This window comes from Flavobacterium sp. H122 (genome assembly GCF_004959765.1).
In the GTDB taxonomy this organism is placed as follows: Bacteria; Bacteroidota; Bacteroidia; order Flavobacteriales; family Flavobacteriaceae; genus Flavobacterium.
The window spans coordinates 183,396-208,447 of sequence record NZ_SJZD01000006.1; the positions used below are offsets into that span (position 1 = coordinate 183,396).

The following is a 25,052-nucleotide window of genomic DNA, read 5'->3' on the forward strand; positions in this document are numbered from 1 at the left end:
TTTAATTGTAATATTTATGAAAAATTTTACAAAATTACTGTTATTTTTCTTTTCAATAGTTTCTTGGTCCCAGCAACAAACTGTAAGTTTTTCAATAAACCCAAGTACTTTTGATGAAAACCAATCTATCACTTTAACTTTTCAAGGCACTTCTATAAATGAAGCCACATGGAATGTTGCAGGCAACGCATTATATCTTTGGTCCTGGTCGTATGATTTAAATGACACCAATAGTTTGGACTGTCCAACTAACGGAACCTGGACTTCTTCCAATGAAACGAACCGGCTGACATATAATTCAGGAAATGACACGTACACCATAACTTTTACACCAGCTACATTCTACAACAGAACAAATATTGGACGTATAGGTTTTTTAATAAAAGCTAAAGATGGAACCGGAGACAAAAAATCACAGGATATGTATTCGGAAGTTGGGTCATTTCAGGCTAATCTAATTACTCCGGCACAAAATTCAAATACAATAATTTCCTCTGGAGGCAATCTGGCAATATCTGCAAACAATACTAACGGTGCTGCTTTTTATAGCTTATCGGCTAATGGAGTACAAATCAACACTTATACAGGAAACCCCTACTCCTTCAATGACACTAATATCACAACTAATAAATCGTATGAACTTCTAATCACACAGGCTGGCGTGACTTTTTCAAAAAAATTCAATGTTTTTGTCAATCCAGGAACCATTTCACAAGCCATACCCGCAGGATTAGTTGACGGTATTAACTACAATACCGGAGACGCAGCAAGAGCAACACTTGTATTGAGTGCGCCGGGTAAAGATTTTGTATATGTGGCGGGAAGTTTCAACAACTATCAGCCATCCAATGCTTATGCCATGAAAAAAGACCCTTCAACCGGTAAATTTTGGCTGGAACTTACAGGATTGACTTCGGGACAGATTTATCATTATCAGTACTGGGTTGCAGACACAACTCCAATTACCAACTCACCAGCAATAGTAAAAACTGCCGACCCATTTTCGACATTAGTATTATCTCCATATGATGACCCGTGGACACCGGCATCAAGTTATCCCAACATTCCTGTTTATCCGTCAGGACAGGAAAGGGAGGTAACCGTATTGCAAACCGGTCAAACTCCTTATCCATGGGTAAATACTTCGTTTTCAAAACCCAAAAAAGAGGACCTCATCATTTATGAAGCACTCGTAAGAGACTTTGATGCCGATAGAAATTATCAGGACTTAATTGACAAAATGGATTATTTCAAAAATCTAAAAATCAACGCTGTCGAATTAATGCCTGTCATGGAGTTTGAAGGTAACGAAAGCTGGGGATACAACACTTCTTTTCACATGGCACCGGACAAACATTACGGCACTTCCGCCAAATTAAAAGAATTTATCGATTTATGCCATACTAACGGAATTGCAGTAATTCTGGATGTTGCTTTAAATCATGCTTTTGGGCGTAACCCTATGAATAGAATGTGGATGAAAGATTCAGACGGAGACGGATGGGGTGACCCAAGTTCAGAAAATCCGTACTTTAATGAATTTCCTAGACACAGTTACAATGTAGGGTCTGATTTTAACCATACCCAACCACTGACAAAGGCCTATACTAAAAGAATTATCAAACATTGGATTGAAGAATATAAAATTGATGGTTTCAGATGGGATTTAACCAAAGGTTTTACGCAAAACTGTATAGGAAGTGAATCCTGCACAAATTCTTACCAGCAGGATCGCGTGGACATCCTAAAAGAATATGCCGATTACAGTTGGTCGTTAGACCCGACACATTATGTAATTTTTGAACATTTAGGAACCGACGCAGAAGAACAGCAATGGGCAAATTACAGAGTTATAGGTGAGGCAGACGGCATTTCAAAAGGCGTCATGATGTGGGGTAAAATGTCCGATGAATTCGCCACTTTAACCAAAGGATATTCCACCAGCATCAATCGGGTTGGTCATCTAAGCAGAGGATTTACCGCAAAACGTTTAATTGGTTATGCCGAAAGCCACGACGAAGAAAGAACCATGTACAAGAATCTGACCGAAGGCAACACCTCTGGTCATAATGCACGAAATCTTAATACTGCTCTAATGAGAATCCAGGCTATGAGTGCCATGCATTTGTTGGTTCCGGGACCAAAAATGATCTGGCATTTTGGAGAATTAGGTCATGACAATTCTATTTTCACATGTACAGACGGTTCTGTGAATACTGGAGCAGATGCAACACCTGGTGACTGCAAATTAGCAACAAAACCACAACCGCAATGGACAAACAACTGGCTCACTGATGTTAACAGAGGGCCACTTTATACTTTTTGGTCTAAACTAAATACATTAAAAACTAACGAAGCTGTTTTTGAAGGCAATTACAGCATTTCACCAAATGCTGACAATTACAAACAAAGACTGTACGTTTGGGATGACGCTATTCCTTCAACCTCACTAAAAAATCTAGTGGTTTTAGCCAATTTTAATGTAACTGACCAAAACATAACCCCTGATTTCCCTTACACAGGTAATTGGTACAATTTAATTGATAATTCAACTTTAAACGTTAACAACACAACCAGTCCAATTACTGTTCCGGCGGGTGGATACAGAATATACGGCAATCAACCTGCGCAAAGTTTATCCAATGAGGAATTCAACCTGGCTGATTCTGTTGTACTTTACCCTAACCCTTCGAGTGACAATTTCCAACTGTCAGAAGCAATTGAAAAAGCTGAAATCTACAATATTACAGGACAGCTTGTAAAAGTTTTTAAATATGGTTTCACACCCGAAGACTCATTCAATATAAGTGACTTGAACAAAGGGATTTATCTGGTTCAAATCACTAACAGCTCAAATCAAAAAGGAACAATAAAATTAATCAAAGAGTAACTCTTTTACTTTTTTCCAAACATAAAACTACCCTCAAAATTTTTTTGAGGGTAGTTTTTTTTTTACAAACCCTTAATAGTCCATTATTAGTTGCCAACTTTATTTAATTTTGTATCTGGCTTTGCAGCAGATAAATAAAATCATAATTCTTAATTAATCTTTTTATATTTATTCCACAAAAGATTTCAAATTAACAAAATGAAGAAAATCATAAAAATATTTCTTTTATCAATAATACTGGTTTCCTTCACATGTTCCGCACAGGAATTGAGCGAAACTGAAGCTCCTTTTAACATTAAAACCATCACATTCAAACAAGCCGGAAATAATGTTTTTCCTTTCATTCGTCTGGGTGACAGTTTTGAGTTTAGTTTTGATGATTTATACGGAAATGAAGAGGATTATTATTTCACTTTGACACATTGCAATTATAATTGGACCAAATCAGATTTAACCCGAAACGAATTTTTATCTGGAACTGACAATCAAAGGATACAGGACTACGAAAACTCCTTCAATACACTTCAGACCTATTCCCATTACCGGTTAAAATTTCCAAATAATTTCTGTGAGATTGTCAAAAGCGGCAACTATTTATTGTCAATTCTAAACAGCAGTAAAGAGATTGTGTTTTCTAAAAAATTCATTGTGTACGAAGAATTTGCCGAGGTTCCCATGCAAATTAAACGTTCAAGAAACATTGCCGATATCAGACAAAAACAGAATATTGAGTTTTCCATAAAATCAAATGCTGTTTTGTTTCAGAATCCAATGCAGAATGTAAAGGTGGCCTTGTTTCAAAACGGAAAATGGAACAACGCCATTTACAACATCAAACCGCAATACACCATTGGTAATGATTTAATGTTTAGATACAATTCAGAGACTCAATTTTGGGCAGGTAATGAATATTTGTATTTTGACAATAAAGAAGCCCGGGTTCCCAACAATACAATTGCAAAAGTCAATTCTCAGTCAGGTTTATACAGCACCTATTTATATACGGATCTGGCAAGAAAAAACAAGGGATATACTTTCTTCCCGGATGTTAACGGTAACTTTCAAAGCAGAAATATTATTTCGCAGGATAACAATGATGTAGAATCTGATTATACATGGGTCTATTTTACACTTTCTACTCCACAAACCAGCCCTTTAAACAACAGCATTTACATTACAGGTATGTTCAACGGCTATCTATTATCTGACGAAAACAAAATGGATTACAACGCTGAAAAAGGACTTTTTGAAAAAGCAATTTTAATAAAACAAGGGTTCAACAACTACAACTATACTATTGTAAACAACCAGAAAAAACTTGACGAAGCCAATGCTGTGGACGGAAATTTTTCGGAAACTGAAAATATGTATAATGCCTTAATATACTACAGAGCAAACGGTGAACGTTATGATAGAGTTATTGGTAAAGGAGAAACAAACTCGGTCAATATCACCAATTAAAATTTAACAGGAATAAAAAACATTTGTATTTTCAATTTTTATAAATTTGTATATCAAGTGTTAAGCAATGGTAACGCAAATTACAAGAGGTATTAAAATTTCGGTGGCAACCACTTTCGAAGGGACTTATTTTAAGAACCACACGATTCATTTTGCCTTTGCATACCATATCACCATTGAAAATCACAGCAAAGACCAGGTACAGTTAATCTCCCGCCATTGGGATATTTACGACGCACTCAATATAAAAGAAATAGTTGACGGTGAAGGTGTTGTAGGCAAAAAACCGGTACTGAAACCTGGTGAAACCCACACTTACAGCTCAGGTTGTTTACTCTGCTCTCCGCATGGCAGCATGAGTGGTCATTTCAACATGATAAACTTTACGACTACTAAAATGTTCAAGGTAATAGTTCCTGTTTTTAATTTAAGCGCTCCTTTTGCTTTAAATTAACACAATAACAATTCATTTTGTTACTTTAGTTACATAAAAATCAGCTTTTAGTTTGTACTTTTGTTTGCGATTTTAAAAAACACAATTCGTCTAACTTTATAACAATCAATAAAATGCTTAAAGGATTTTTTAATATACCAAAAGCGGTAAACGAACCTGTAAAATCATACTTGCCGGATTCACCGGAAACAGTGGCGGTACACAAAGCGTACAATGCAATGTGGAATTCAACAATTGATGTTCCTTTATATATAGGCAGTGAAGAAATCAGAACGGGCAATACCCGTAACATGACACCTCCTCACGACCACAAACACGTAGTAGGTACTTATCATTTAGCTGAAAAAGCACATATAGAAAAAGCCATTGCAAACGCTTTGGAAAGCCGTACAAAATGGGCTAACATGGCATGGGAACAGCGTGCGGCTATTTTCTTAAAAGCTGCCGAGTTAATTGCCGGTCCTTACAGAGCTAAAATAAACGCTGCAACAATGATTGCGCAGTCAAAAACAATCCATCAGGCAGAAATTGACGCAGCTTGTGAATTGATTGACTTCTTACGTTACAATGTTGAATTCATGACTCAAATCTATAAAGACCAGCCGTCATCAAATTCTGATGTTTGGAATCGTGTGGAATACCGCCCGTTAGAAGGTTTTGTATACGCAATTACTCCGTTCAACTTTACGGCTATTGCTGCCAACTTGCCTGCAAGTGCTGCTTTAATGGGTAACGTTGTGGTTTGGAAACCATCTGACAGTCAGGTATTCTCTGCAAAAGTAATCATCGATGTATTCAAAGAAGCTGGTGTTCCTGACGGTGTTATCAATGTTGTTTTTGGTGATCCGGTTATGATTACTGACACAATTTTAGCATCTCCTGATTTTGCAGGTATCCACTATACAGGATCTACATTTGTATTCAAAGAAATTTGGAAAAAAATTGGAGAAAACATCCACACATACAAGACTTACCCAAGAATTGTTGGTGAGACAGGAGGAAAAGACTTCATTTTAGTACATCCTTCTGCTGATGTAAAACAAGTTGCTGCCAACACAATCCGTGGTGCTTTCGAGTTCCAGGGACAAAAATGTTCTGCTGCTTCAAGAGCGTATTTCCCTGCAAGCTTATGGCCTGCTATTAAAGAAGAAATGGGCAAAGAACTAGCTACAATAAAACAAGGTACGCCTCAAAACTTTTCAAACTTTGTAACTGCGGTTATTCACGAAGGTTCTTTTGACAAATTAGCAAAATATATTGATCAGGCTAAAGCTGATGCTGATGCAGAAGTTATTTTCGGTGGTAATTATGATAAATCAGTTGGATACTTTATTGAACCAACAGTTATCCTTACAACAAATCCAAAATACACCACTATGGAAACCGAATTATTCGGACCAGTATTGACTGCTTATGTTTATGAAGATAAAGATTGGGCTGATGTATTGAAATTAGTAGACACAACATCTGAATATGCTTTAACAGGAGCTGTTTTCAGCCAGGACCGTTATGCAATTGAAGAAGCTACTATAGCATTACAAAACTGTGCCGGTAACTTCTACATTAATGACAAACCTACAGGAGCTGTAGTTGGTATGCAGCCATTTGGTGGAGCAAGAGCATCAGGAACTAACGATAAAGCTGGTTCTGCTCAAAACTTACTACGTTGGGTTTCTCCAAGAACTATTAAAGAAACTTTTGTTACTCCTACAGATTACAGATACCCTTTTTTAGGATAATATAGATTTATATATATTGATTAAAACCGTGCCTGAAGCACGGTTTTTTTGTTTTCGTAATTTTTTAAGCTTTTATTTTGAAACATCATAAAAAAAAAACTACTTTGTGCAAAGAAATTATTATGCACGCATATAAAATTTAAACCAACAAAGCTCGATTAAAAAAACGCCTAACATTTTGTCAGGCGTTTTTATTTTATAATGGTAAGTAAACTACTTTTTTGGTTTCAAAGAAATCTTCAGTAAAAAAGTCTGAAATATTATACTGGATTGCTTCCGGAAAATCATTTAATTCTTCGGCCAAATCCCCTCCTTTTAAATATAAAATACCATTGGCCCGTTCAGAATGAGCATTGCTCTTTTTGGTTTTACCTTTTACCCAACTTACAAAATCAGGCATATTAGTAACAGCACGGCTAACAATAAAATCGAATTTATCATTCACTGTGTTTGCTCTTTTTTGCTCGGCTTTTAAATTTTTCAAACCAATACCGGCGGCAACTTCATTAACTACTTTTATTTTTTTTGCTATAACATCAATTAAATAAAACTTGGTTTCCGGAAATAAAATAGCCAATGGAATTCCAGGAAAACCTCCTCCTGTTCCTACATCCAAAATCATACTTCCGGGCTTAAACTCCTGAATTTTAGCAATCGCCAGCGAATGTAAAACGTGTTTAATATATAATTCTTCAATATCTTTTCTTGAAATCACATTGATCTTTGCATTCCAATCCTGATACAAAGCTTCTAATTTTGAAAATTGCTCAATTTGCTCTTCAGTCAAATTAGGAAAATACTTTAGTATTTCTTCCATGAATAAAATTTTTCACAAAAATACATAATTTGGAGAATAAAAATTTATGTTAAGAACTATCAATTCAATTTATTAAATACTACCTTTGGCGCTTATTGTGGAAATTATGAAAGCGAACGAACCGATTTTTTCTAGAACAGACTCGATGAAGTTTTTCAGAACTTTAAACACGAGAGTCAACAACTATTTTAAAGAAAATAACATTCAAAAAACAGGTAACTGGAAACTTCATTTGAAAACAGTTGTCATGTTTGCGATTTTTTTAACTCCTTATTTCTTTTTAATAGGAATGGATATGCCTTTTTGGGTTTATTTACTATTAAATGTGGTAATTGGAGTGGGTATGGCCGGTGTTGGAATGAACGTAATGCATGATGGAAACCATGGCTCTTATTCTACTAAGCAATGGCTAAACAAATTTATGGGCGGCAGTATATATATCCTTGCAGGAAACGTATATAACTGGCAGGTACAACACAATGTATTACACCATACTTATACAAATATTCCTGGTCACGATGAAGATTTGGAAGCGGGAAGAATTATGCGTTTCAGCAAAACAGCTGAATGGCGTCGTTTCCATAAATTTCAACATTATTATTCTGTATTCCTTTATGGCTTATTAACTTTCAACTGGGCGATTACTACAGATTTTCTTCAAATGAAACGTTACTTAAAACGTAAATTATCTTACGGAGAATTTAAAAGTCCTGCTATTCAATGGACAACTTTAGTAATCACAAAAGTTATTTACTTTTCGATTTGGTTGGTAATTCCAATGGTTTTAGGAATTACTTGGTGGAAAGTGTTGATTGGATTTGTTGTAATGCACTATACTGCAGGATTAATTTTAAGTATTATTTTCCAATTGGCTCATATCATAGAAGATACTGTAACTCCGGAACCGACTCATGAAGGCGAAATGGAAAACACTTGGGCGATTCATCAATTATTCACGACGGTAAACTTCGCTCCAAAAAACTGGCTGATCAACTGGTACACAGGCGGATTAAATCATCAGATTGAACATCACATTTTCCCTAACATAAGTCACATTCACTATGGAAAAATTGCAGAAATAGTAAAACAAACTGCAAAAGAGTGCAATCTGCCGTATTATGAATACAAAACAATGACCGGGGCAATTGTATCACACTTCCGTCATTTAAAAGAATTGGGACAAAAACCACAACTAGCATAAATCAAACACACAACACAATTTTCAAACTAAAATGAGTACAATTTTATCGGAAAGAATTAACAATTTAGCTGTTTCACAAACTTTAGCTATGGCTGCTTTAGCCAGAGAATTAAAAGGTCAAGGAAAAGACATTATCAGTTTAAGTTTAGGAGAACCTGATTTTAACACGCCAGATTTTATTAAAGAAGCCGCTAAAAAAGCAATAGACGACAACTATTCGACTTATCCTCCGGTTGAAGGATATGCCGATTTAAAAGAAGCGATTTGCAATAAATTCAAAAGAGATAATAATTTAAACTATACACCTGCTCAAATTGTAGTCTCTACCGGAGCAAAGCAGTCTTTATACAATGTTGCCCAGGTAATGCTGAATGATGGTGACGAAGTTATCCTTCCAGCGCCTTACTGGGTTTCGTATTTTGAAATCATTAAACTTTCCGGAGGAATTCCAATTCCAGTTGAGACTTCAGTAACATCAAACTTCAAAATTACTCCAGCACAATTAGAAGCAGCAATCACACCAAAGACTAAAATGATGTGGTTCAGCTCTCCTTGTAACCCTTCAGGATCTGTGTACAGCAAAGAAGAGTTGGAAGCATTGGCAGAAGTGTTAAAAAAGTATCCAAATATTTACGTAGTTTCAGACGAAATCTACGAACATATAAACTACACAGGTAACTACTGTAGTATAGGATCCATCCCAGGAATGGAAAACAATACCATTACTGTAAATGGTGTAGCAAAAGCATTTGCTATGACAGGTTGGAGAATTGGTTACATTGGAGCTCCAGAATTTATCGCAAAAGCATGTATCAAAATGCAGGGCCAGGTAACAAGTGGTGCTAACTCTATTGCACAACGTGCTACTAAAGCTGCTGTTGAAGCAGCTCCATCAGCTATTAAATATATGGTGGATGCTTTTGAAAGCAGAAGAGGAATTGTATACCAGTTACTTTCTGAAATTCCAGGCTTCAAATTAACCATGCCGGAAGGTGCTTTTTATTTCTTCCCGGATGTTTCTGACTATTTTGGCAAAACATTACGAGGGCAAGAAATCAAAGACGCCAACGATTTTGCAATGTACTTATTAGGAGAAGCAAATGTAGCAACCGTAACCGGTGATGCTTTTGGAAATCCAAATTGTATCCGCTTATCGTACGCAACCAGCGAAGAACAATTAAGAGAAGCTATAAAGAGAATCAAAGAAGCTTTATCATAATATCAGGCCTCAAGGAAACTTGGGGCTTTTTTATTTTATACAAACCAATTGTTGGTTGAGGCACTCGAAACCAACATCAGCTGACTTCGAGAACCTCAGTCAGCAAAAAACAACACAACAAATGCAAAAGAAAATATTATTATTAGGTTCCGGAGAATTAGGAAAGGAATTTGTAATTGCCGCACAACGTATTGGCCAATATGTAATTGCTGTCGATAGTTACGCCAATGCCCCGGCAATGCAGGTTGCACATGAATTTGAAATCATCAACATGCTTGACGGAGCTGAACTAGACCGAATTGTTGCCAAACACAACCCTGATTTTATCGTTCCTGAGATTGAAGCCATTCGCACCGAACGTTTTTACGATTACGAAAAAAAAGGCATCACAGTGGTTCCTTCGGCTAAGGCTGCAAATTTTACCATGAACCGAAAAGCCATTCGTGACTTAGCAGCGAAAGATTTAGGGCTTCGTACCGCAAACTATCGTTACGCTACAACACAGGAGGAATTGGAAAAAGCAGTAGCTGAAGTCGGTATCCCGTGTGTGGTAAAACCATTGATGAGTTCCTCTGGAAAAGGACAATCAACCATAAAAACTCATGAAGATATAACAAAAGCCTGGAATTATGCTGTTGAAGGTTCCCGTGGTGATATTGTAGAAGTGATAGTAGAAGCTTTTGTCAATTTCAATTCAGAAATAACGCTTTTGACCGTTACTCAAAACAATCATCCAACATTATTTTGTGCACCAATTGGACATCGTCAGGAACGAGGCGATTATCAGGAAAGCTGGCAGCCCGCTAATGTTTCCCAAAAAGATATTTTAGAAGCACAGGATATGGCCCGCAAAGTAACCGAAGCTTTGGGTGGTGCAGGGCTTTTTGGTGTTGAGTTTTTCCTGACTGATGAAGGCGTTTATTTCTCGGAATTATCCCCAAGACCTCATGACACAGGCATGGTAACGTTAGCCAAAACACAAAATTTCAACGAGTTTGAATTGCATTTACGTGCTATTTTAAGTATTCCTATTGCCGAAATCACTCAGGAAAAAATTGGAGCCAGTGTTGTAATTTTGGCAACAGAAAACTCTAACAATCCTACTTATGAAGGCATTGAAAAAGTAGCAAGTTTATCAAAAACCGATTTTAGAATCTTTGGCAAACCAACTTCAAGACCATATAGAAGAATGGGTGTAGTTTTAGTAAATGATTCGCTTGATACTCCAATTGAAGAAATCGTAGAAAAAGCTAAAAAAACAGCCACTTTAGTAAAAGTGAATCCGTAAAAAACGGAATTATTTATCTGATAATGAAGTAATTTCTTTAAAAACAATATCTTTTAATCAAAAAACGCAACGATAATTCGTAACCTTATTTTTTTTTCGGAAATTTGCACTCATTTTTTCGGTAACCTTCGAAAATAAGTTTTTTAGAAATGAAGAAGAAGATTGAAATTTTAGCTCCGGCAAAAGATTTGTTAACAGGTATTGCAGCGATAAATGCTGGTGCCGATGCCGTTTATATAGGTGCGCCTAAATTTGGGGCACGCTCAAATGCAAACAATTCCATAGAAGATGTTGCGGCATTGGTGCAATATGCGCATTTGTACAACGTACAGATTTTTGTCGTTATCAATACCATTATTTATGACAACGAACTGGAAACGTGCCGTCAGTTAATCTGGAAATTGTATGAAATTGGTGTAGATGCACTTATCATACAAGACATGGGGCTTTTAGAATTGGACTTGCCTCCTATTGCACTCCATGCCAGTACACAATCCAACAATCGTGACCCTAAAAAAATAAAATTCTTAGCCGATGCCGGAATCCAACGTGTGGTTTTAGCCCGTGAATTGAATTTACATCAAATCAAAGAAATTAGTCAAGAGACTGATGTGGAATTGGAATTCTTCGTTACCGGTGCATTATGTGTATCATTCAGTGGTAACTGCTATATGAGTGTAGCTAACGGAGAACGTTCTGCCAACAGAGGTTCTTGTGCGCAAAACTGTCGTTTACCTTACAACTTAATTGATGGAAACGGAGATACTTTAATTAGAAACAGTCACTTACTTTCTATCAAAGATTTTGACGTTTCGGATCAAATTCCAAATTTAGTAGAAGCGGGTATTTGTTCTTTCAAAATTGAAGGACGTTTGAAAGATATTGTATATGTAAAAAACAATGTTTCTTACTTACGAAAAAAACTGGATGCATTCTTGGCTGAAAACGGAGATAAATACATCAAATCTTCTTCGGGAAGTTGTACCTATACTTTCGATTCAGAATTGACACGTACATTCAACCGTGGTTATACAGATTATTTCGTGAACGAAAGACATCAGTCTATTGGTTCTTGGGAAAGTCCAAAATCTAAAGGGCAATATATTGGTAAATTAGTTAAGACTGTTGGTAATTCTTATGTTATTGAAAACGGAGAATTACTTAACAATGGCGATGGACTTTGCTATATTAATAGTGAAAATGTTGCCGAAGGTATTTATGTAAACAAAGTTGAAAACGGTATTGTATATCCTAATGTTTTGAAAGAAATTGCTAATGGAACCGAAATTTACCGTAATAACGATGCTGCCTTTATCAGATTAGTAGAAAGAGAAGACAGTGCGGTTAGAAAAATTAGCACCTCATTATTATTAAAAGAAAACGAAACAGGATTTGAGTTAATTGCTACTGATGAAGATGGTAATGTAAGTACTGTTCAATTAGCACATCCTAAGGAAAAAACGAAGAACGATCAATCTTTAGAAGATACTTTCAAAGTGAATTTGGCAAAAACAGGTTTCACACCATACACGGCTGATGAAATCACCATTGAATTTTCTGAAAACTGGTTCTTACCCATTTCAAAAATCAATGAAATGAGAAGAAACGTTTACGAACAATTATCAGAAATTCGTTTGCAAAACTATGTTCGTCATGAGCACCAATTAGAAAAAACGTCGCATCCTTATCCTGAAACCAAATTAGATTTTACCTATAACGTGGCAAACAAAACTGCTCGTAAATTTTACGAACGTCACGGTGTTACTGAAATTGAAAAAGCATTTGAATTGCAATGGGATCCAGGAAAATCTCGTGTAATGACGACAAAATACTGTATCAAGTACGAATTGGAACGATGCCCTAAATACCATCGTGAAAACATGGATCAAAAATTAAAAGAACCATTGGTATTAAAACAAGGCGAATTGGAATACAAATTAAAATTCAACTGTAAACCTTGTGAAATGGAAATTTGGGAAAAAGATGCCGAATTTGAAATCGAGGAAGATCACTTTCATTAATATATAAACCGATGTTTTCCAGAAGCATCGGTTTTTTTATACATATAGATTTAAAAAGTTAAAGTTGTAAATCATTAAACAGTAAAAGGAAAAAACAGCTACTTTAGCTAAACCAAATCTAAGACATGAAAAAAATAATTTTCATATTATTTAGTATCTTTACCTTAACATCTTGCGGTCCACATCGATTACGTTGTGGCCCCAACAGAAGATGTGAAATAAAAAATCAAATGAATTTAAATCATGAAAAAAATAGCATTACTGTTACTAACTCTAGCTTCGTTTAGTGTAAGTGCCCAACAAGAAAAGAGAAGAGAACTTAAAAATCAAGTAGTTGAAGCTTCTTGTGGTCAATGTAATTTTGGCATGACTTCAAAAAAAGGTTGTGACTTAGCTGTAAAAATTGACGGTCAAGCTTATTTTGTAGAAGGCACGAAAATTGATCAACATGGAGACGCTCATGCTCATGACGGATTTTGCAATGCAGTAAAAAAAGCCAAAGTAACTGGCGAAATAAAAAACGATACCTTTGTGGTAACTGAATTTACTTTAGTAGACGAAAAAACAAAAAAATAGTTTTTGAATTTACTTTTAGAAAACATAGCAAAACACGTTTCCCTAACTCTTGAAGAGCAGGAACGTGTTTTGTCGTTTGCAGAACCCTTTCAATTTAAAGCTAAAACAATTCTCCTCAAATCAGGCGAAGTATGCACTCATTCCTATTTTGTAACAAAAGGTATCCTTCGCAGTTACAATATGGATCAAAACGGTGTAGAACATGTCGTAAGTTTTGCATGTCCTGGCTGGTGGATAGCTGATATGTATAGCTTTTTATCACAACGCCCAGGACAACTTTATATTGAAGTAAATGAAAATGCCGAAGTCCTTAGTATTTCAAAAGAAAACCAAGAAAAAATGTATCTCGCAGTTCCTAAAATGGAACGCTTCTTTAGAATTATTATAGAAAACTCCTTAGTCGCCAGTCAGCAACGACTTATCGACAATATGAGCTTCACTGCCGAAGCACGTTATGACAAATTCTTGAAAAAATTTAACGATTTAGCGCATTGCATTCCTCAAAAGCAAATTGCCTCTTACATTGGCGTAACTCCTGAATTTTTCAGTAAAATGAAAGCGAGATTACTGAAAAAGTAATAACAAAGTAGTTCTCCTCTTCTATCTTTTGACTTTCGCCTTTTGACATAAAATATTTCTTAATCTAGGTTAAGTATTCCACCCTTCCCTCTACCATAACTTTGTCCTATCAAAATGAACAAGTTATGAACCGAAAAGATTTTATCCGAAAAGTAGCTTTAGGCAGCGGAGCAATTCTAACAGGAACTGCCCTAGCTAAAAAAACTACCGAATCCGAAAAAGAAGCCATCGGATTCAATCACATTCAAAACACAAACTCAAAAATTATGGAAAATATCGTTTTACACAAAGCTGATACACGTGGTAATGCTAATCATGGTTGGTTACAAAGTTTTCACACTTTTAGCTTTGCTAATTATTTCAACCCTGAACGAATGAATTTTGGAGTACTTCGAGTACTTAATGATGACACAGTTTCTGCTGGAATGGGCTTCGGTAAACACCCTCATCAGGATATGGAAATTATCAGTATTCCATTAGAAGGTGATTTAGAACACCAAGATAGTATGGGGAATAAAACCGTGATAAAAAATGGTGACATACAGGTTATGAGTGCCGGAACAGGTGTACAACATAGCGAATACAACAAAAATGAAGATGAAGCAGTAAAATTTCTTCAAATTTGGGTTATTCCTAACAAAAAAGGAGTTACTCCTCGTTATGACCAAATCACTTTAAATAAAGAAGACAGACATAATAAATTACAACAAATTCTGTCTCCAAATGCAGATGATGCAGGTGTTTGGATTCACCAAGATGCGTGGTTTCATTTAGGGAAATTCGACAAAGACATCGCTACAACTTATAATTTCAAAAAAGAAGGTAACGGATTATATGTTTTTGTACTAAATGGAGATGTAACAGTTGGTGGACAAGCTTTAAACAAAAGAGACGGTCTTGGAATATGGAACACTGAAAATATAACCATTAAAGCAGATTCTGATTCAGAATTTTTATTAATGGAAGTTCCTATGCATATCTAAAATTTCTTAATCTAGGTTAAGTATTTGAACAACAACCTCAACATAACTTTGTCTTATCAAATTAGAATAATAAAATTTAAAAAAATAATTATGTCAACAACAAAATGGGCAATAGACCCAACACACTCAACTGTAGGCTTTAAAGTAAAACACATGATGTTTACTAATGTTTCTGGAAAATTTGAAAACTATGATGCGAACATCGTGACTGAAGGAGATGATTTTACAAAATCGAATATTGAATTCTCGGCAGATATCAATTCAATTGATACGCGTAATACAGATCGTGACAATCACTTAAAAAGTGCTGATTTCTTTGATGCAGAAAACCATCCAAAGATGACATTTAAAGCATCTTCTTTAACAAAAGTTGATGACGAAAACTACGAAATCTCTGGTGATTTATCGATGAGAGGTGTAACAAAATTTGTAAAACTACCGGCAGAATTCAGCGGATTGATGACTGACCCATGGGGGAACACTAAAGCGGGTTTAAATATTTCAGGAAAAGTAAACAGAAAAGATTGGGGATTAAACTGGAACTCGGCTCTTGAAACTGGCGGTGTTTTAGTAAGTGAAGATGTAAAACTGGATATCGAATTACAGTTGATAAAACAATAAGTAAGTTACGTTTTTTTTTCACGTAAACAACCTTGGGCCAACAGTTTAAGGTTGTTTTTTTATGCTTATATTTGAAAAAGCCTTAATATTTTTCATTATGAATCCAGATGTTCAAAAATACAACAACAAGCAGGAACCCGAAGAAAAATTCATTTGTGATGAGCTGGCAAAACTAATAAACAAAGGGCTTCCTGAAGCCGATAATAAAATCTGGCATGCCCATCCGGTTTGGTTTTTGGACGGCAATCCAATTGTGGGTTACAGCAAACAAAAAGCCGGTATTCGTTTAATGTTTTGGAGCGGTATGGATTTTGAAGAAGAAAAACTAAAACCCGGAACAGGAAAATTTAAAGATGCTTCTATTTTTTATACTGAAGCCAGTCAAATTAACACTTCCGATTTAAACAGATGGCTTGAAAAAAGCCAAAATATTCAATGGGATTATAAAAACATTGTAAAACGGAAAGGTGTTTTGGAAAAACTTAAATAATAAAAAAACCATTACACCTAAGTGTAATGGCTCTTAACTAACTCAAAAAATATTAATTCCAACCACCGCCTAAAGCTCTATAGATATTCACCATAGCGTTTAGTTGCTGCATTTGGGTTTCGATTAAATCAAATCTCGATTCTAAAGCATCACGTTGTGTAAGCAAAACTTCCATATAATCTGCACGGGCAGAACGGAACAATTCGTTTGAAATTGAAATGGAAGTGGTAAGCGCTTCTACCTGCTGTTTCCGCAAGTCAAAACTCTTTTGAAGGTTACTTATTTTAGAAACCTGATTCGCAACCTCAACATAGCCGTTTAAAATAGTTTGCTCATAATTATAAACGGCTTGTATCTGCTTCGCATTTGCAGTATTATAACTTGCCTTAATAGCATTCCTGTTGATAAGCGGCGCTACTAAATCACCCGCCAAAGAGTACAACAATGATTTTGGTTTAAAAATATAGCTGGGATCAAAAGCCTGATATCCAATTCCTGCTGTAATTCCAATCGAAGGATAAAATCTGGCTCTGGCAGCTTTTACATCCAGTTTACAAGCTTCCAACTCAAATTCGGCCTGACGGATATCCGGTCTGTTAGCCAAAAGCTGTGAAGGAATACCGGCATTAACGACATTTGGTACGATTTCAGTAAATGGAACAACACTTCTGTCAATATGCTGCGGATATCTACCGATTAAAAAGTTGATTCTGTTTTCTGTTTCAACTATTTTTTGCTGTATTTCAAACTGAAGGCTTTTTGTTTTGAATACTTCAGCTTCGAATTTTTTTACCGCCAATTCGGTTACGCGGGAAGCTTCTTTTTGAATCCGTACAATCTGCAAAGCATTGCTTTGAATTTCAATATTCTGATTTACAAACTGCAGCTGATTATCTAAAGCCAATAATTCATAATACGAATTCGCTATTTCAGCAATCAAATTGGTTACCATAAAGTTTTTACCTTCAACCGAAGAAAGGTATCTGTTTACAGCTGCCTTTTTCCCATTACGGAGTTTTTTCCAGATATCCAGCTCCCAGTTGGCAACTATTCCAATATTATAATCCTGCAACGATTCAGGCATTTCTTTTCCATCTTCAATTTCGGTATTGGCTTCCATCGCACCAATATTAGTATAACGGGCACGTTTATCAACTGCGGCACCCGCCTTTAAACCAACAAACGGAAGGTATTCCCCTTTTCTGGCTTTAACTTCATTTTTGGCAATCTCAATTTCCTGCATTATAATATTCAGCTCCTGATTGTTTTTCAAAGCTTCCTCAATTAATGCCTGCAGATAAGTATCCTTAAAATATTCTTTCCAGGAAATTTTACCTGAATTAACAGTATCCTGAACAGCGGAAAACTGTTCAGGCATGTTAACATTGGCATTTCTTTGAGCTGTCTGTGGTGCTTTACAGCCTGTAATTGTCAATAAAACAAAAGCAACAGCAACAGACCATATTTTATATTTTCTATTTACTCTCTTCATTTTCTTCGTTGTGATTATTTATTTTAAAATCATCTATCATGTGAACAAAATTCTCAGTTAACGAACTTTCCTCTTCATCTTTAATTAATTTTCTGCCATCAGCCAAAGAACCAAAAATGTAATATAAACCGGGAACAATAATTACTCCGAAGATTGTTCCGAACAACATCCCTCCTAATGCAGCACCGCCAATAGTTTTATTTCCAATTGCACCAGCACCTGTTGCGATAATTAATGGAATTAATCCTGCAATAAATGCAAATGATGTCATCAAAATTGGTCTAAAACGAACTTTAGCGCCTTCAATGGCTGCCTCTAGAATAGTGAATCCTTCGCTTCGCTTTTGAATGGCAAATTCCACAATAAGTACGGCATTCTTACCGAGTAACCCGACAAGCATGATTAATCCAATTTGGGCGTAAATATTATTTTCTAATCCCATTAACTGAAGTACTAGGAAAGATCCAAAAATACCTACAGGAAGTGAAAAAATAACCGATAGCGGAATAATGAAACTTTCATATTGTGCCGCTAACACAAAATAAACGAATGCTAATACAATCAAGAAAATATAAATCGATTCATTACCTCTGTTAGACTCATCATAAGAAAGTCCTTCCCAAGCAATATCATACCCTTTTGGCAATGATACTTCAGCGACTTCGCGAATTGCCTGAATTGCATCGGCAGTAGTATAACCTGGTGCAGGTAACCCTTGAATGGCTGATGAATTGTACATATTGTAACGCGTAATCTCATTAGGTCCTTGTCCTTTTTTAAGAGTCATGAACGCCGAGTACGGAACCATTTCTCCATGTTCGTTTTTCACAAACATGTTTAAGATATCTGAAGGAAGTCTTCTGAATTTAGGATCTGATTGTATGTACACTTTAAAGAAACGTCCAAACTTAATGAAACCTTGCTCGTATGTACTACCAATCATGATATTTAGGTTTTCCATGGCTTTCCCAATAGAAACACCTTTTTGCATTGCTAAATCGTTATTAATCTCCAATTCATATTGAGGGTAATTCGCCGCAAAGAAGGTGAACAATCCAGTCAATTCTTTACGTTTACCTAAATCTTCCATGAATTTTTTATTGATTCTGTCAAAATCCTGATAATCTGTAGTTGAATTTTGATCTAATAAACGCATAGAGAAACCTCCTGAAGAACCAAATCCAGGGATTGCAGGTGGCTCAAAGTATTCTACAATGGCTCCTAATCCTTTTGATTTTTCTTCAAGCTCTTCCATAACCTCTTTTACAGTGTGTTCACGCTCATCCCATGGCTTTAAGTTAATAAGACATGTTCCGGCGTTAGATCCACGACCTTCGGTCATAATTTCATAACCCGCTAAAGAAGATACCGACTCTACTCCTTCTACTTTTTCACAAATTTTTTGAAGCCTTTGTGATACCTGATTCGTAGTTTCTAATGTTGACCCTGGAGGGGTTTGAATAATAGCATAAATAGTTCCTTGGTCTTCACTTGGGATAAATCCTGAAGGCAAAATTTTATTTATTAAAAATGTTCCTGCGCAAAATGCTATTAAAACTCCAAAAGTAAGTACTCTTCTACTAACAATATATTTCAATAAAGCAACATACTTACCTGTCATTTTATCGAATACTCTGTTAAAGCTGTCCAATGATTTTGTCAGCACATTCTTTTTACGCTCATGTCCATGATGATTTTTTAACATAATAGCACAAAGTACTGGTGTTAATGTAAGAGCGATTAGAGCTGAAATTACAATAGAACTTGCCATTGTTATTGAAAACTGACGGTAGAATGTTCCTACCGGACCTGACATAAAAGAAATTGGTAAAAATACCGAAACCATTACCGCAGTAATTGCTATTACGGCTCCACTGATTTCTCCTAATACTTTTTTCACCGCTTGATATGGTGTAATATGAGGATCTTCTTCAAACTTGGCGTGCACAGCCTCGACGACGACAATGGCATCATCGACCACAATACCAATTGCCAATACAAGAGCAAATAAAGTCACTAAGTTGATTGAAAGTCCAAAGAATTGTATCACAAAGAAGGCTCCAATTAATGATACCGGCACCGCTAAAATTGGGATTAATGTTGATCTCCAATCTCCTAAAAAAACAAAAACTACTAACGCCACAAGAATAAAGGCATCACGTAACGTATCTATTACTTGCTCAATAGATGCATCAAGGAACTGTGAAACGTCGTAACTAATTTTATAATCTACTCCCGGAGGGAAAGATTTTTTCATTTCCTCTAACTTCTCCTTAATTTCTTTAATTACATCACTCGCGTTACTACCATAATTTTGTTTTAATACGATTGCAGCTGAAGGATGACCGTCCAGATTTGAATAAATATCAAAAAACTCACTTCCTAATTCTACTTTTCCAATGTCTTTTAACCGAATACTTTCACCCTGCGAATTCGCACGAATAATCACATTTTCATACTCGCTTGGTTCGCTATATCTTCCTTTGTATGTCAATACATATTCTAAGGATTGGGCAGCTATACCGGAACTTTGACCTATACGACCCGGTCGACCAATAATACTTTGCTCGCCTAATGCTGTCATTACTTCATCAACAGAAATATTATAGGCTCTCATACGGTCTGGATTTAACCAAACACGCATAGCGTACGTTCTACTTCCTAAAATTTGCGAACGTGCAACACCTTTAAGACGGTTGATTTCAGGAATCATTTTAACACTCGCATAGTTGTACAGGAATTTTTCATCTATACTCTTATCCTTCGAATATAGATTCACATACATCAACATACTTGGCTGAATAGGCGTAATTACCACACCTTCACGCTGTACCAACTCCGGTAAAAGCGGCATCACCTGATCGACCCTTGTTTTTACACGTACTACGGCTTGGTTGGGATCGGTTCCTGGTTCGAAAATAATTCTTAACGTTGCTTCACCGGCACTGGTTGCATCGGTTGCTATATAACGCATTCCTTCAACACCATTAATAGAGTTTTCCAGAGTGATCAGTGTTGATTTAACCAACACATCGGCACTTGCTCCAGGATAAGCAATAAAAATATTTACGGTAGTAGGTGCAATTTGAGGAAATTGCGAAATCGGCAATTGTTTTATTGCCAATGAACCTACAAAAAGTATTATGATTGAAATTACAATCGCAAATACAGGTCTATGTATAAATTTACTAAACATTTCTCTTTTTATTTACGATTAAAATTATTCGGCATACAGCTCTAAATGAGACAATGCAGATTGAGGTTTTACGAACTCAAACTCAATCTTTTCGTTCTCTTTAACAAGTCTTAAACCTTCTAAAAGAATTTTATCTCCTTCAGACAAACCACTACTGATGGCAAATATGTGAGGTAATTCGGCAGCAATTATAATTGCTCTTGATTTCACCTCATTGTTTTTATCAATTACATAAACATATTTTTTCTCTAATACTTCAAATGTTGCTTTTTGAGGGATTAACAAAGTGTTTTTTAAAGGAAGACTAACCTGAACACTTCCTGTTTCACCATGACGCAACAATCCTTTAGGATTTGGGAATGTTGCTCTGAATGGAATATTTCCTGTTTCGTTATTAAAATCAGCCTCAATAGTTTCAACTACACCACTGTAATCAAAAATCTCATTATTAGCCATCAACAAATTAACTTTTGTTTTGGTATTGTTACTCGCTTTTGCTTTATAATCTAAATATTCTGCTTCAGGAACATTATAGTACGTCCACATTTTACTGTTATCAGACAAGTTCGTCAGCAAATCTCCTTCATCTAACAAACTACCTAATCTTACATGAAACCTGTCTATAATTCCGTCAAAAGGAGCTCTGATCTCTGTAAACTGTAAATGAACTTTATTTAAGGTCAGTTCAGCACTTGCTTTATCCAGTTTCGCTTTGGCCATTGCAAGTTCTCCTGGAGAAACTACGTTTTTATCAGCCAGTTGTTTAGTGTTTTGGTATTCTATTTGAGCAAAATTAGCTTCTGCCTGCGCTTTTTGCACTTCAGCTTTGTAAAGATTCGGCATAATCTGGAATAGCAATTGTCCTTTTTTAACAAATTGCCCTTCATCTACAAAAATCTTTTGTAAATAACCTCTTTCCTGAGCTCTTAATTCTATATGATTGATAGATTGGATCTGGCAAACGTATGATTTAGTAATAGTTGTATCCTTAAGAATTGGACTGGTTACTAAAAATTTTGTTTCTTCTTTTTTCTCTTCTTTTTTGCTGTTGCAGCTTGCAGTAAGTAATAAACCGCACAAACCAGCCAGCACTAAAATTCTCTTAGTCATAATAATGAACAATAAAATAAATGGAATAATTTTGATAAAATAATTGATGTCCTTTACCGACATTAATGACAGTAAGGCTGATAATTATTAAAATTGAAATGTTAGATATAGAAAATCAAATTCTGTATACACAAAAGATAATGTGCAAAGAATCAATAGTCGATAAGTACGACAGGAACTTATAAGAAGTAAGTTCACTTTTTTCTACAATATCAAAATTTCCAGAAAGAAATCCAGAAAAGAAATCCAAATAATGGGTTGGTGAATGAAAAGGTTTAGAAGAAACGTGATAATCTTCGGTATCATTTTCATCTTCAGAAATTTCAATTACATCTTTATTGATTTCTAAGACCGAAAGATAATGTTTGTAATGCGTTTTAAGGTCTCCCTCAAAAGAATTAATTTGTAAAGACCTTGCTTGACCACCTTCTGCTTTTTGCAATGAGGAAACCTCTCTGATTGAATAAGCAAACAATGCGTTGCCTATTAACAGAAATGCAAAAAGGAAAAAGATGTATTTAAGAAATCTTTTCATGACCGTCGCAAAAGTATATAAACTTAATTTTTAACACAATACTGTTCTTATAATTTATTGTTAAGAAATTCAATTTCAATAATAAATTGATAATCAGTCAAAATTTTCTCAATAAAACTCAGAGTTTATAATCCATAAACACAATCAAAACAACTTTAATTTCTAGCTAAGAAAGCTCAGCCCGCCATAAGGAAAAAATCAATAATTCGTAAAGATTACTAAAATATTATCTCTTTTCACAAAACGTATCCTTCAATAATATCGCTTTCTATTTTTGAGAATCTTGGAGTCAATTTTAATCACACATTTTTAAAAAAACAATTATAGATTATCAATTTTCAACAAAATCAACTTTCAAAAAACCGGTCTTTTTTCTGTAAATTTCTCAATCTTTCAAAAAACATCGTTCAACTGCTGAATTTGTCCGACAAAAAACATCAAAATCAAAATTAACACAAAATTAACTGTTTACATATCAGTAATTTACATTAAAAACAAGTGAAAAAATAAGGATTTACCTTACTTTTTATAAGCTAAATAAATAAGCTCTTGAGGTACAAAAAATTAGTTTTGCCGTTGTAAAAAACTGCAATTCTAAACCACATGATTTCAAAATTTACTACTCTTATTGAAGTGCTACGTCATCGTGCTTCTGTTACCCCCCAAACCGTTTTATATTCATTTATAGAAGATGGAAATGAACGGAAATCTGAATTTACCTACAGTCAATTGGATGAAAGAGCAAGAGCAATTGCCAGCTATTTACAAACCAAAATAAATAAAAACGACAGGGCATTGCTTTTATACCAGCCTGGTCTGGATTATATTGAAGCTTTTATGGGATGTCTTTACGCAGGTGTCATTCCAGTACCGGCATATCCGCCTGACGGTAGAAATTTAAAGCGGTTACTGCATGTTATAAATGATGCCAATGCTGCAATTGCATTAAGTACTGAAGCAATCTATAACAATGTATCATTTCTTTCAGAAAACGGCGCAAGTGACCAGATAAGAAAAGAATCCTCTGAATTTGTTCAAAACATTCAATGGCATTTATCTGATACTATTGCCACTGCAGAAGCTGACAAATGGAATGATGCCGATATCACAAAAGAAGATGTTGCATTTTTACAATACACTTCTGGTTCTACCAATAATCCTAAAGGTGTTATTGTCACACATCATAATTTAATGACAAATTTTGACTTTTCAGAAAAAGCTTTCGAAATGAGCCCTGAAAGACAAATGGTTAGCTGGCTGCCTCCTTACCACGATATGGGTTTAATTGGCGGTATTTTACAGCCATTGTATTCAGGTATGAGAACAACACTTATATCGCCGGTTTCATTCATTAAAAAACCATTGAAATGGCTTTCTGTAATTTCAGAATGCGGTAAAAACGGAAAAATAATCAGTGGAGCTCCAAACTTCGCATATGAGCTTTGTGTCAACAAAATAAGTGACGATCAAATCAACGATTTGGATTTAAGTAACTGGACACTTGCTTTTAATGGAGCCGAACCTATCCGCGCGGCAACTTTAGAGGCGTTTGCTGAAAAATTCAAAACTACTGGCTTCAAAAAAGAACACTTCTTCCCTGTGTATGGTCTGGCTGAAGCAACTCTGCTTGTGAGTGCCGGTAATGTTCCTGAATTGCCGATTGTAAAAAAAGTCAACAAAATACTTTTAGAAGAGAATACTGTTACTGAAAAAGTAGAAAACGAATCAGATTTTATTGAAAAAGTAGGATGCGGTGTAGAACTTAAAGGTCAAAAATTAAGAATTGTAGATCCGGCGACAAAAATAGAATGTGAGGAAAATACAGTGGGTGAAATCTGGATATCCGGTCCGAATGTAGCCAAAGGATACTGGGAAAATCCTGAAGAAACTGAAATGACTTTTAACTGTACGATAGAAAACGAAGAGGATTCCTCATATTTCAGAACCGGTGATTTAGGCTATTTGAATGAAAACCAATTGTATGTGACCGGCCGTTTAAAAGACTTAATCATAATCCGCGGAAAAAACCATTATCCGCAGGATATTGAATTTACTGTACAAAATTCACATGAGGCACTTCGTAAAGACTATGGTGCGGCATTCAGCCTGGATTTAAACGGAGAAGAGCAATTGGTTATAATCCAGGAAGTAAAAAGAGAATTCAAACGTAAAATAGATATAAAAGAAATTTCTAACATTATACGAAGCGCTGTTTCAAAAGAACATCAGTTGGTTCCGGCACACATCATTCTTATCGAGCCGTCAACGTTTCCAAAAACATCAAGCGGGAAACTGCAAAGAAGAGCCTCTAAAGATCAGTTTTTGAAAAACGAATTAAAAGAACTTGAAACAGAAACTGCTTATTCGTTATAAAACCTGA

Annotated in this window: 20 protein-coding genes; 15 read left to right on the forward strand and 5 right to left on the reverse strand. The window is 35.5% G+C overall.

The window, feature by feature from the left end; translation table 11 throughout:
* Nucleotides 1–16 precede the first annotated feature (16 nt).
* The 4 genes from EZM65_RS10875 (at nucleotide 17) to pruA (ending at nucleotide 6,544) form a co-directional block, all read left to right on the forward strand.
* Nucleotides 17–2,890, forward strand: coding sequence for an alpha-amylase family glycosyl hydrolase (locus EZM65_RS10875; RefSeq protein WP_136668587.1), 2,874 nt, complete (start codon nucleotides 17–19; stop codon nucleotides 2,888–2,890).
* 198 nt (nucleotides 2,891–3,088) lie between these two features.
* A complete protein-coding gene (locus EZM65_RS10880) occupies nucleotides 3,089–4,351 on the forward strand; it encodes a DUF5103 domain-containing protein (RefSeq protein ID WP_136668588.1) in 1,263 nt (420 codons plus the stop codon).
* 67 nt (nucleotides 4,352–4,418) lie between these two features.
* Entirely contained in the window at nucleotides 4,419–4,805 is a 387-nt protein-coding gene (gene apaG / locus EZM65_RS10885) for a Co2+/Mg2+ efflux protein ApaG (RefSeq protein WP_136668589.1), read from the forward strand.
* A 113-nt stretch (nucleotides 4,806–4,918) separates the two neighbouring features.
* A complete protein-coding gene (gene pruA / locus EZM65_RS10890) occupies nucleotides 4,919–6,544 on the forward strand; it encodes an L-glutamate gamma-semialdehyde dehydrogenase (RefSeq protein ID WP_136668590.1) in 1,626 nt (541 codons plus the stop codon).
* 196 nt (nucleotides 6,545–6,740) lie between these two features.
* On the opposite strand, the gene rsmG is transcribed toward pruA, so the two are convergent.
* Nucleotides 6,741–7,361: a 16S rRNA (guanine(527)-N(7))-methyltransferase RsmG gene (gene rsmG / locus EZM65_RS10895; protein WP_136668591.1), complete on the reverse strand. Its 621-nt coding sequence runs from the start codon at nucleotides 7,359–7,361 to the stop codon at nucleotides 6,741–6,743.
* A gap of 106 nt (nucleotides 7,362–7,467) precedes the next feature.
* Here rsmG and EZM65_RS10900 point away from each other — a divergent pair, with 106 nt between their 5' ends.
* The 10 genes from EZM65_RS10900 (at nucleotide 7,468) to EZM65_RS10940 (ending at nucleotide 16,339) form a co-directional block, all read left to right on the forward strand.
* Nucleotides 7,468–8,562, forward strand: coding sequence for an acyl-CoA desaturase (locus tag EZM65_RS10900; RefSeq protein ID WP_136668592.1), 1,095 nt, complete (start codon nucleotides 7,468–7,470; stop codon nucleotides 8,560–8,562).
* 31 nt (nucleotides 8,563–8,593) lie between these two features.
* The gene (locus tag EZM65_RS10905; RefSeq protein WP_136668593.1) at nucleotides 8,594–9,781 is read left to right on the forward strand and encodes a pyridoxal phosphate-dependent aminotransferase; all 1,188 of its coding nucleotides are present in this window, start codon (nucleotides 8,594–8,596) and stop codon (nucleotides 9,779–9,781) included.
* A 55-nt stretch (nucleotides 9,782–9,836) separates the two neighbouring features.
* Entirely contained in the window at nucleotides 9,837–11,069 is a 1,233-nt protein-coding gene (gene purT, locus EZM65_RS10910; RefSeq protein WP_256371345.1) for a formate-dependent phosphoribosylglycinamide formyltransferase, read from the forward strand.
* Nucleotides 11,070–11,218: 149 nt separating this feature from the next.
* Nucleotides 11,219–13,090, forward strand: coding sequence for a U32 family peptidase (locus EZM65_RS10915; protein ID WP_136668595.1), 1,872 nt, complete (start codon nucleotides 11,219–11,221; stop codon nucleotides 13,088–13,090).
* A 125-nt stretch (nucleotides 13,091–13,215) separates the two neighbouring features.
* Nucleotides 13,216–13,377, forward strand: coding sequence for a lipoprotein (locus EZM65_RS15865; RefSeq protein ID WP_169051698.1), 162 nt, complete (start codon nucleotides 13,216–13,218; stop codon nucleotides 13,375–13,377).
* Complete coding sequence (locus tag EZM65_RS10920; RefSeq protein ID WP_136668596.1) at nucleotides 13,334–13,666, forward strand: DUF6370 family protein; 333 nt, start codon at nucleotides 13,334–13,336, stop codon at nucleotides 13,664–13,666. The genes EZM65_RS15865 and EZM65_RS10920 overlap by 44 nt, the downstream gene beginning before the upstream one ends.
* A gap of 3 nt (nucleotides 13,667–13,669) precedes the next feature.
* Nucleotides 13,670–14,245 carry a Crp/Fnr family transcriptional regulator gene (locus tag EZM65_RS10925; RefSeq protein WP_136668597.1) on the forward strand — a complete coding sequence of 192 codons (576 nt, stop codon included), beginning with the start codon at nucleotides 13,670–13,672 and terminating at the stop codon, nucleotides 14,243–14,245.
* Nucleotides 14,246–14,511: 266 nt separating this feature from the next.
* Nucleotides 14,512–15,228 (forward strand): pirin family protein, encoded by a 717-nt coding sequence (locus EZM65_RS10930; RefSeq protein ID WP_211196214.1) that lies wholly within the window; start codon nucleotides 14,512–14,514, stop codon nucleotides 15,226–15,228.
* Between the two features lie 90 nt (nucleotides 15,229–15,318).
* Nucleotides 15,319–15,849 (forward strand): YceI family protein, encoded by a 531-nt coding sequence (locus tag EZM65_RS10935; protein ID WP_136668599.1) that lies wholly within the window; start codon nucleotides 15,319–15,321, stop codon nucleotides 15,847–15,849.
* A gap of 97 nt (nucleotides 15,850–15,946) precedes the next feature.
* Nucleotides 15,947–16,339 carry a DUF1801 domain-containing protein gene (locus tag EZM65_RS10940; RefSeq protein WP_136668600.1) on the forward strand — a complete coding sequence of 131 codons (393 nt, stop codon included), beginning with the start codon at nucleotides 15,947–15,949 and terminating at the stop codon, nucleotides 16,337–16,339.
* Between the two features lie 52 nt (nucleotides 16,340–16,391).
* Here EZM65_RS10940 and EZM65_RS10945 read toward each other — a convergent pair whose 3' ends face one another.
* The 4 genes from EZM65_RS10945 to EZM65_RS10960 form a co-directional block, all read right to left on the reverse strand.
* Complete coding sequence (locus EZM65_RS10945) at nucleotides 16,392–17,831, reverse strand: TolC family protein (protein WP_136668601.1); 1,440 nt, start codon at nucleotides 17,829–17,831, stop codon at nucleotides 16,392–16,394.
* Nucleotides 17,815–21,027, reverse strand: a complete 3,213-nt coding sequence (locus tag EZM65_RS10950; RefSeq protein ID WP_136668602.1) for an efflux RND transporter permease subunit — start codon at nucleotides 21,025–21,027, stop codon at nucleotides 17,815–17,817. The genes EZM65_RS10945 and EZM65_RS10950 overlap by 17 nt, the downstream gene beginning before the upstream one ends.
* A 24-nt stretch (nucleotides 21,028–21,051) precedes the next feature.
* Complete coding sequence (locus tag EZM65_RS10955; RefSeq protein WP_136668603.1) at nucleotides 21,052–22,137, reverse strand: efflux RND transporter periplasmic adaptor subunit; 1,086 nt, start codon at nucleotides 22,135–22,137, stop codon at nucleotides 21,052–21,054.
* A 115-nt stretch (nucleotides 22,138–22,252) separates the two neighbouring features.
* Complete coding sequence (locus tag EZM65_RS10960; protein WP_136668604.1) at nucleotides 22,253–22,672, reverse strand: hypothetical protein; 420 nt, start codon at nucleotides 22,670–22,672, stop codon at nucleotides 22,253–22,255.
* A 603-nt stretch (nucleotides 22,673–23,275) separates the two neighbouring features.
* On the opposite strand from EZM65_RS10960, the gene EZM65_RS10965 reads away from it, so the two are divergent.
* The gene (locus tag EZM65_RS10965) at nucleotides 23,276–25,045 is read left to right on the forward strand and encodes a fatty acyl-AMP ligase (RefSeq protein WP_136668605.1); all 1,770 of its coding nucleotides are present in this window, start codon (nucleotides 23,276–23,278) and stop codon (nucleotides 25,043–25,045) included.
* Nucleotides 25,046–25,052: the final 7 nt, after the last annotated feature.

Excerpts from the sequence above, each read along its gene's own strand:
- EZM65_RS10915 (WP_136668595.1), top strand. The coding sequence starts at position 11,219 with ATGAAGAAGAAGATTGAAATTTTAGCTCCGGCAAAAGATTTGTTAACA.
- EZM65_RS10880 (WP_136668588.1), top strand. The coding sequence starts at position 3,089 with ATGAAGAAAATCATAAAAATATTTCTTTTATCAATAATACTGGTTTCC.
- EZM65_RS10965 (WP_136668605.1), top strand. The coding sequence starts at position 23,276 with ATGATTTCAAAATTTACTACTCTTATTGAAGTGCTACGTCATCGTGCT.
- EZM65_RS10905 (WP_136668593.1), top strand. The coding sequence starts at position 8,594 with ATGAGTACAATTTTATCGGAAAGAATTAACAATTTAGCTGTTTCACAA.
- EZM65_RS10955 (WP_136668603.1), bottom strand. The coding sequence starts at position 22,137 with ATGACTAAGAGAATTTTAGTGCTGGCTGGTTTGTGCGGTTTATTACTT.
- EZM65_RS10960 (WP_136668604.1), bottom strand. The coding sequence starts at position 22,672 with ATGAAAAGATTTCTTAAATACATCTTTTTCCTTTTTGCATTTCTGTTA.
- EZM65_RS10920 (WP_136668596.1), top strand. The coding sequence starts at position 13,334 with ATGAAAAAAATAGCATTACTGTTACTAACTCTAGCTTCGTTTAGTGTA.
- rsmG (WP_136668591.1), bottom strand. The coding sequence starts at position 7,361 with ATGGAAGAAATACTAAAGTATTTTCCTAATTTGACTGAAGAGCAAATT.
- EZM65_RS10945 (WP_136668601.1), bottom strand. The coding sequence starts at position 17,831 with ATGAAGAGAGTAAATAGAAAATATAAAATATGGTCTGTTGCTGTTGCT.
- EZM65_RS10935 (WP_136668599.1), top strand. The coding sequence starts at position 15,319 with ATGTCAACAACAAAATGGGCAATAGACCCAACACACTCAACTGTAGGC.
- pruA (WP_136668590.1), top strand. The coding sequence starts at position 4,919 with ATGCTTAAAGGATTTTTTAATATACCAAAAGCGGTAAACGAACCTGTA.
- EZM65_RS10875 (WP_136668587.1), top strand. The coding sequence starts at position 17 with ATGAAAAATTTTACAAAATTACTGTTATTTTTCTTTTCAATAGTTTCT.
- EZM65_RS10930 (WP_211196214.1), top strand. The coding sequence starts at position 14,512 with ATGGAAAATATCGTTTTACACAAAGCTGATACACGTGGTAATGCTAAT.
- EZM65_RS15865 (WP_169051698.1), top strand. The coding sequence starts at position 13,216 with ATGAAAAAAATAATTTTCATATTATTTAGTATCTTTACCTTAACATCT.
- EZM65_RS10950 (WP_136668602.1), bottom strand. The coding sequence starts at position 21,027 with ATGTTTAGTAAATTTATACATAGACCTGTATTTGCGATTGTAATTTCA.
- EZM65_RS10900 (WP_136668592.1), top strand. The coding sequence starts at position 7,468 with ATGAAAGCGAACGAACCGATTTTTTCTAGAACAGACTCGATGAAGTTT.
- apaG (WP_136668589.1), top strand. The coding sequence starts at position 4,419 with ATGGTAACGCAAATTACAAGAGGTATTAAAATTTCGGTGGCAACCACT.
- EZM65_RS10940 (WP_136668600.1), top strand. The coding sequence starts at position 15,947 with ATGAATCCAGATGTTCAAAAATACAACAACAAGCAGGAACCCGAAGAA.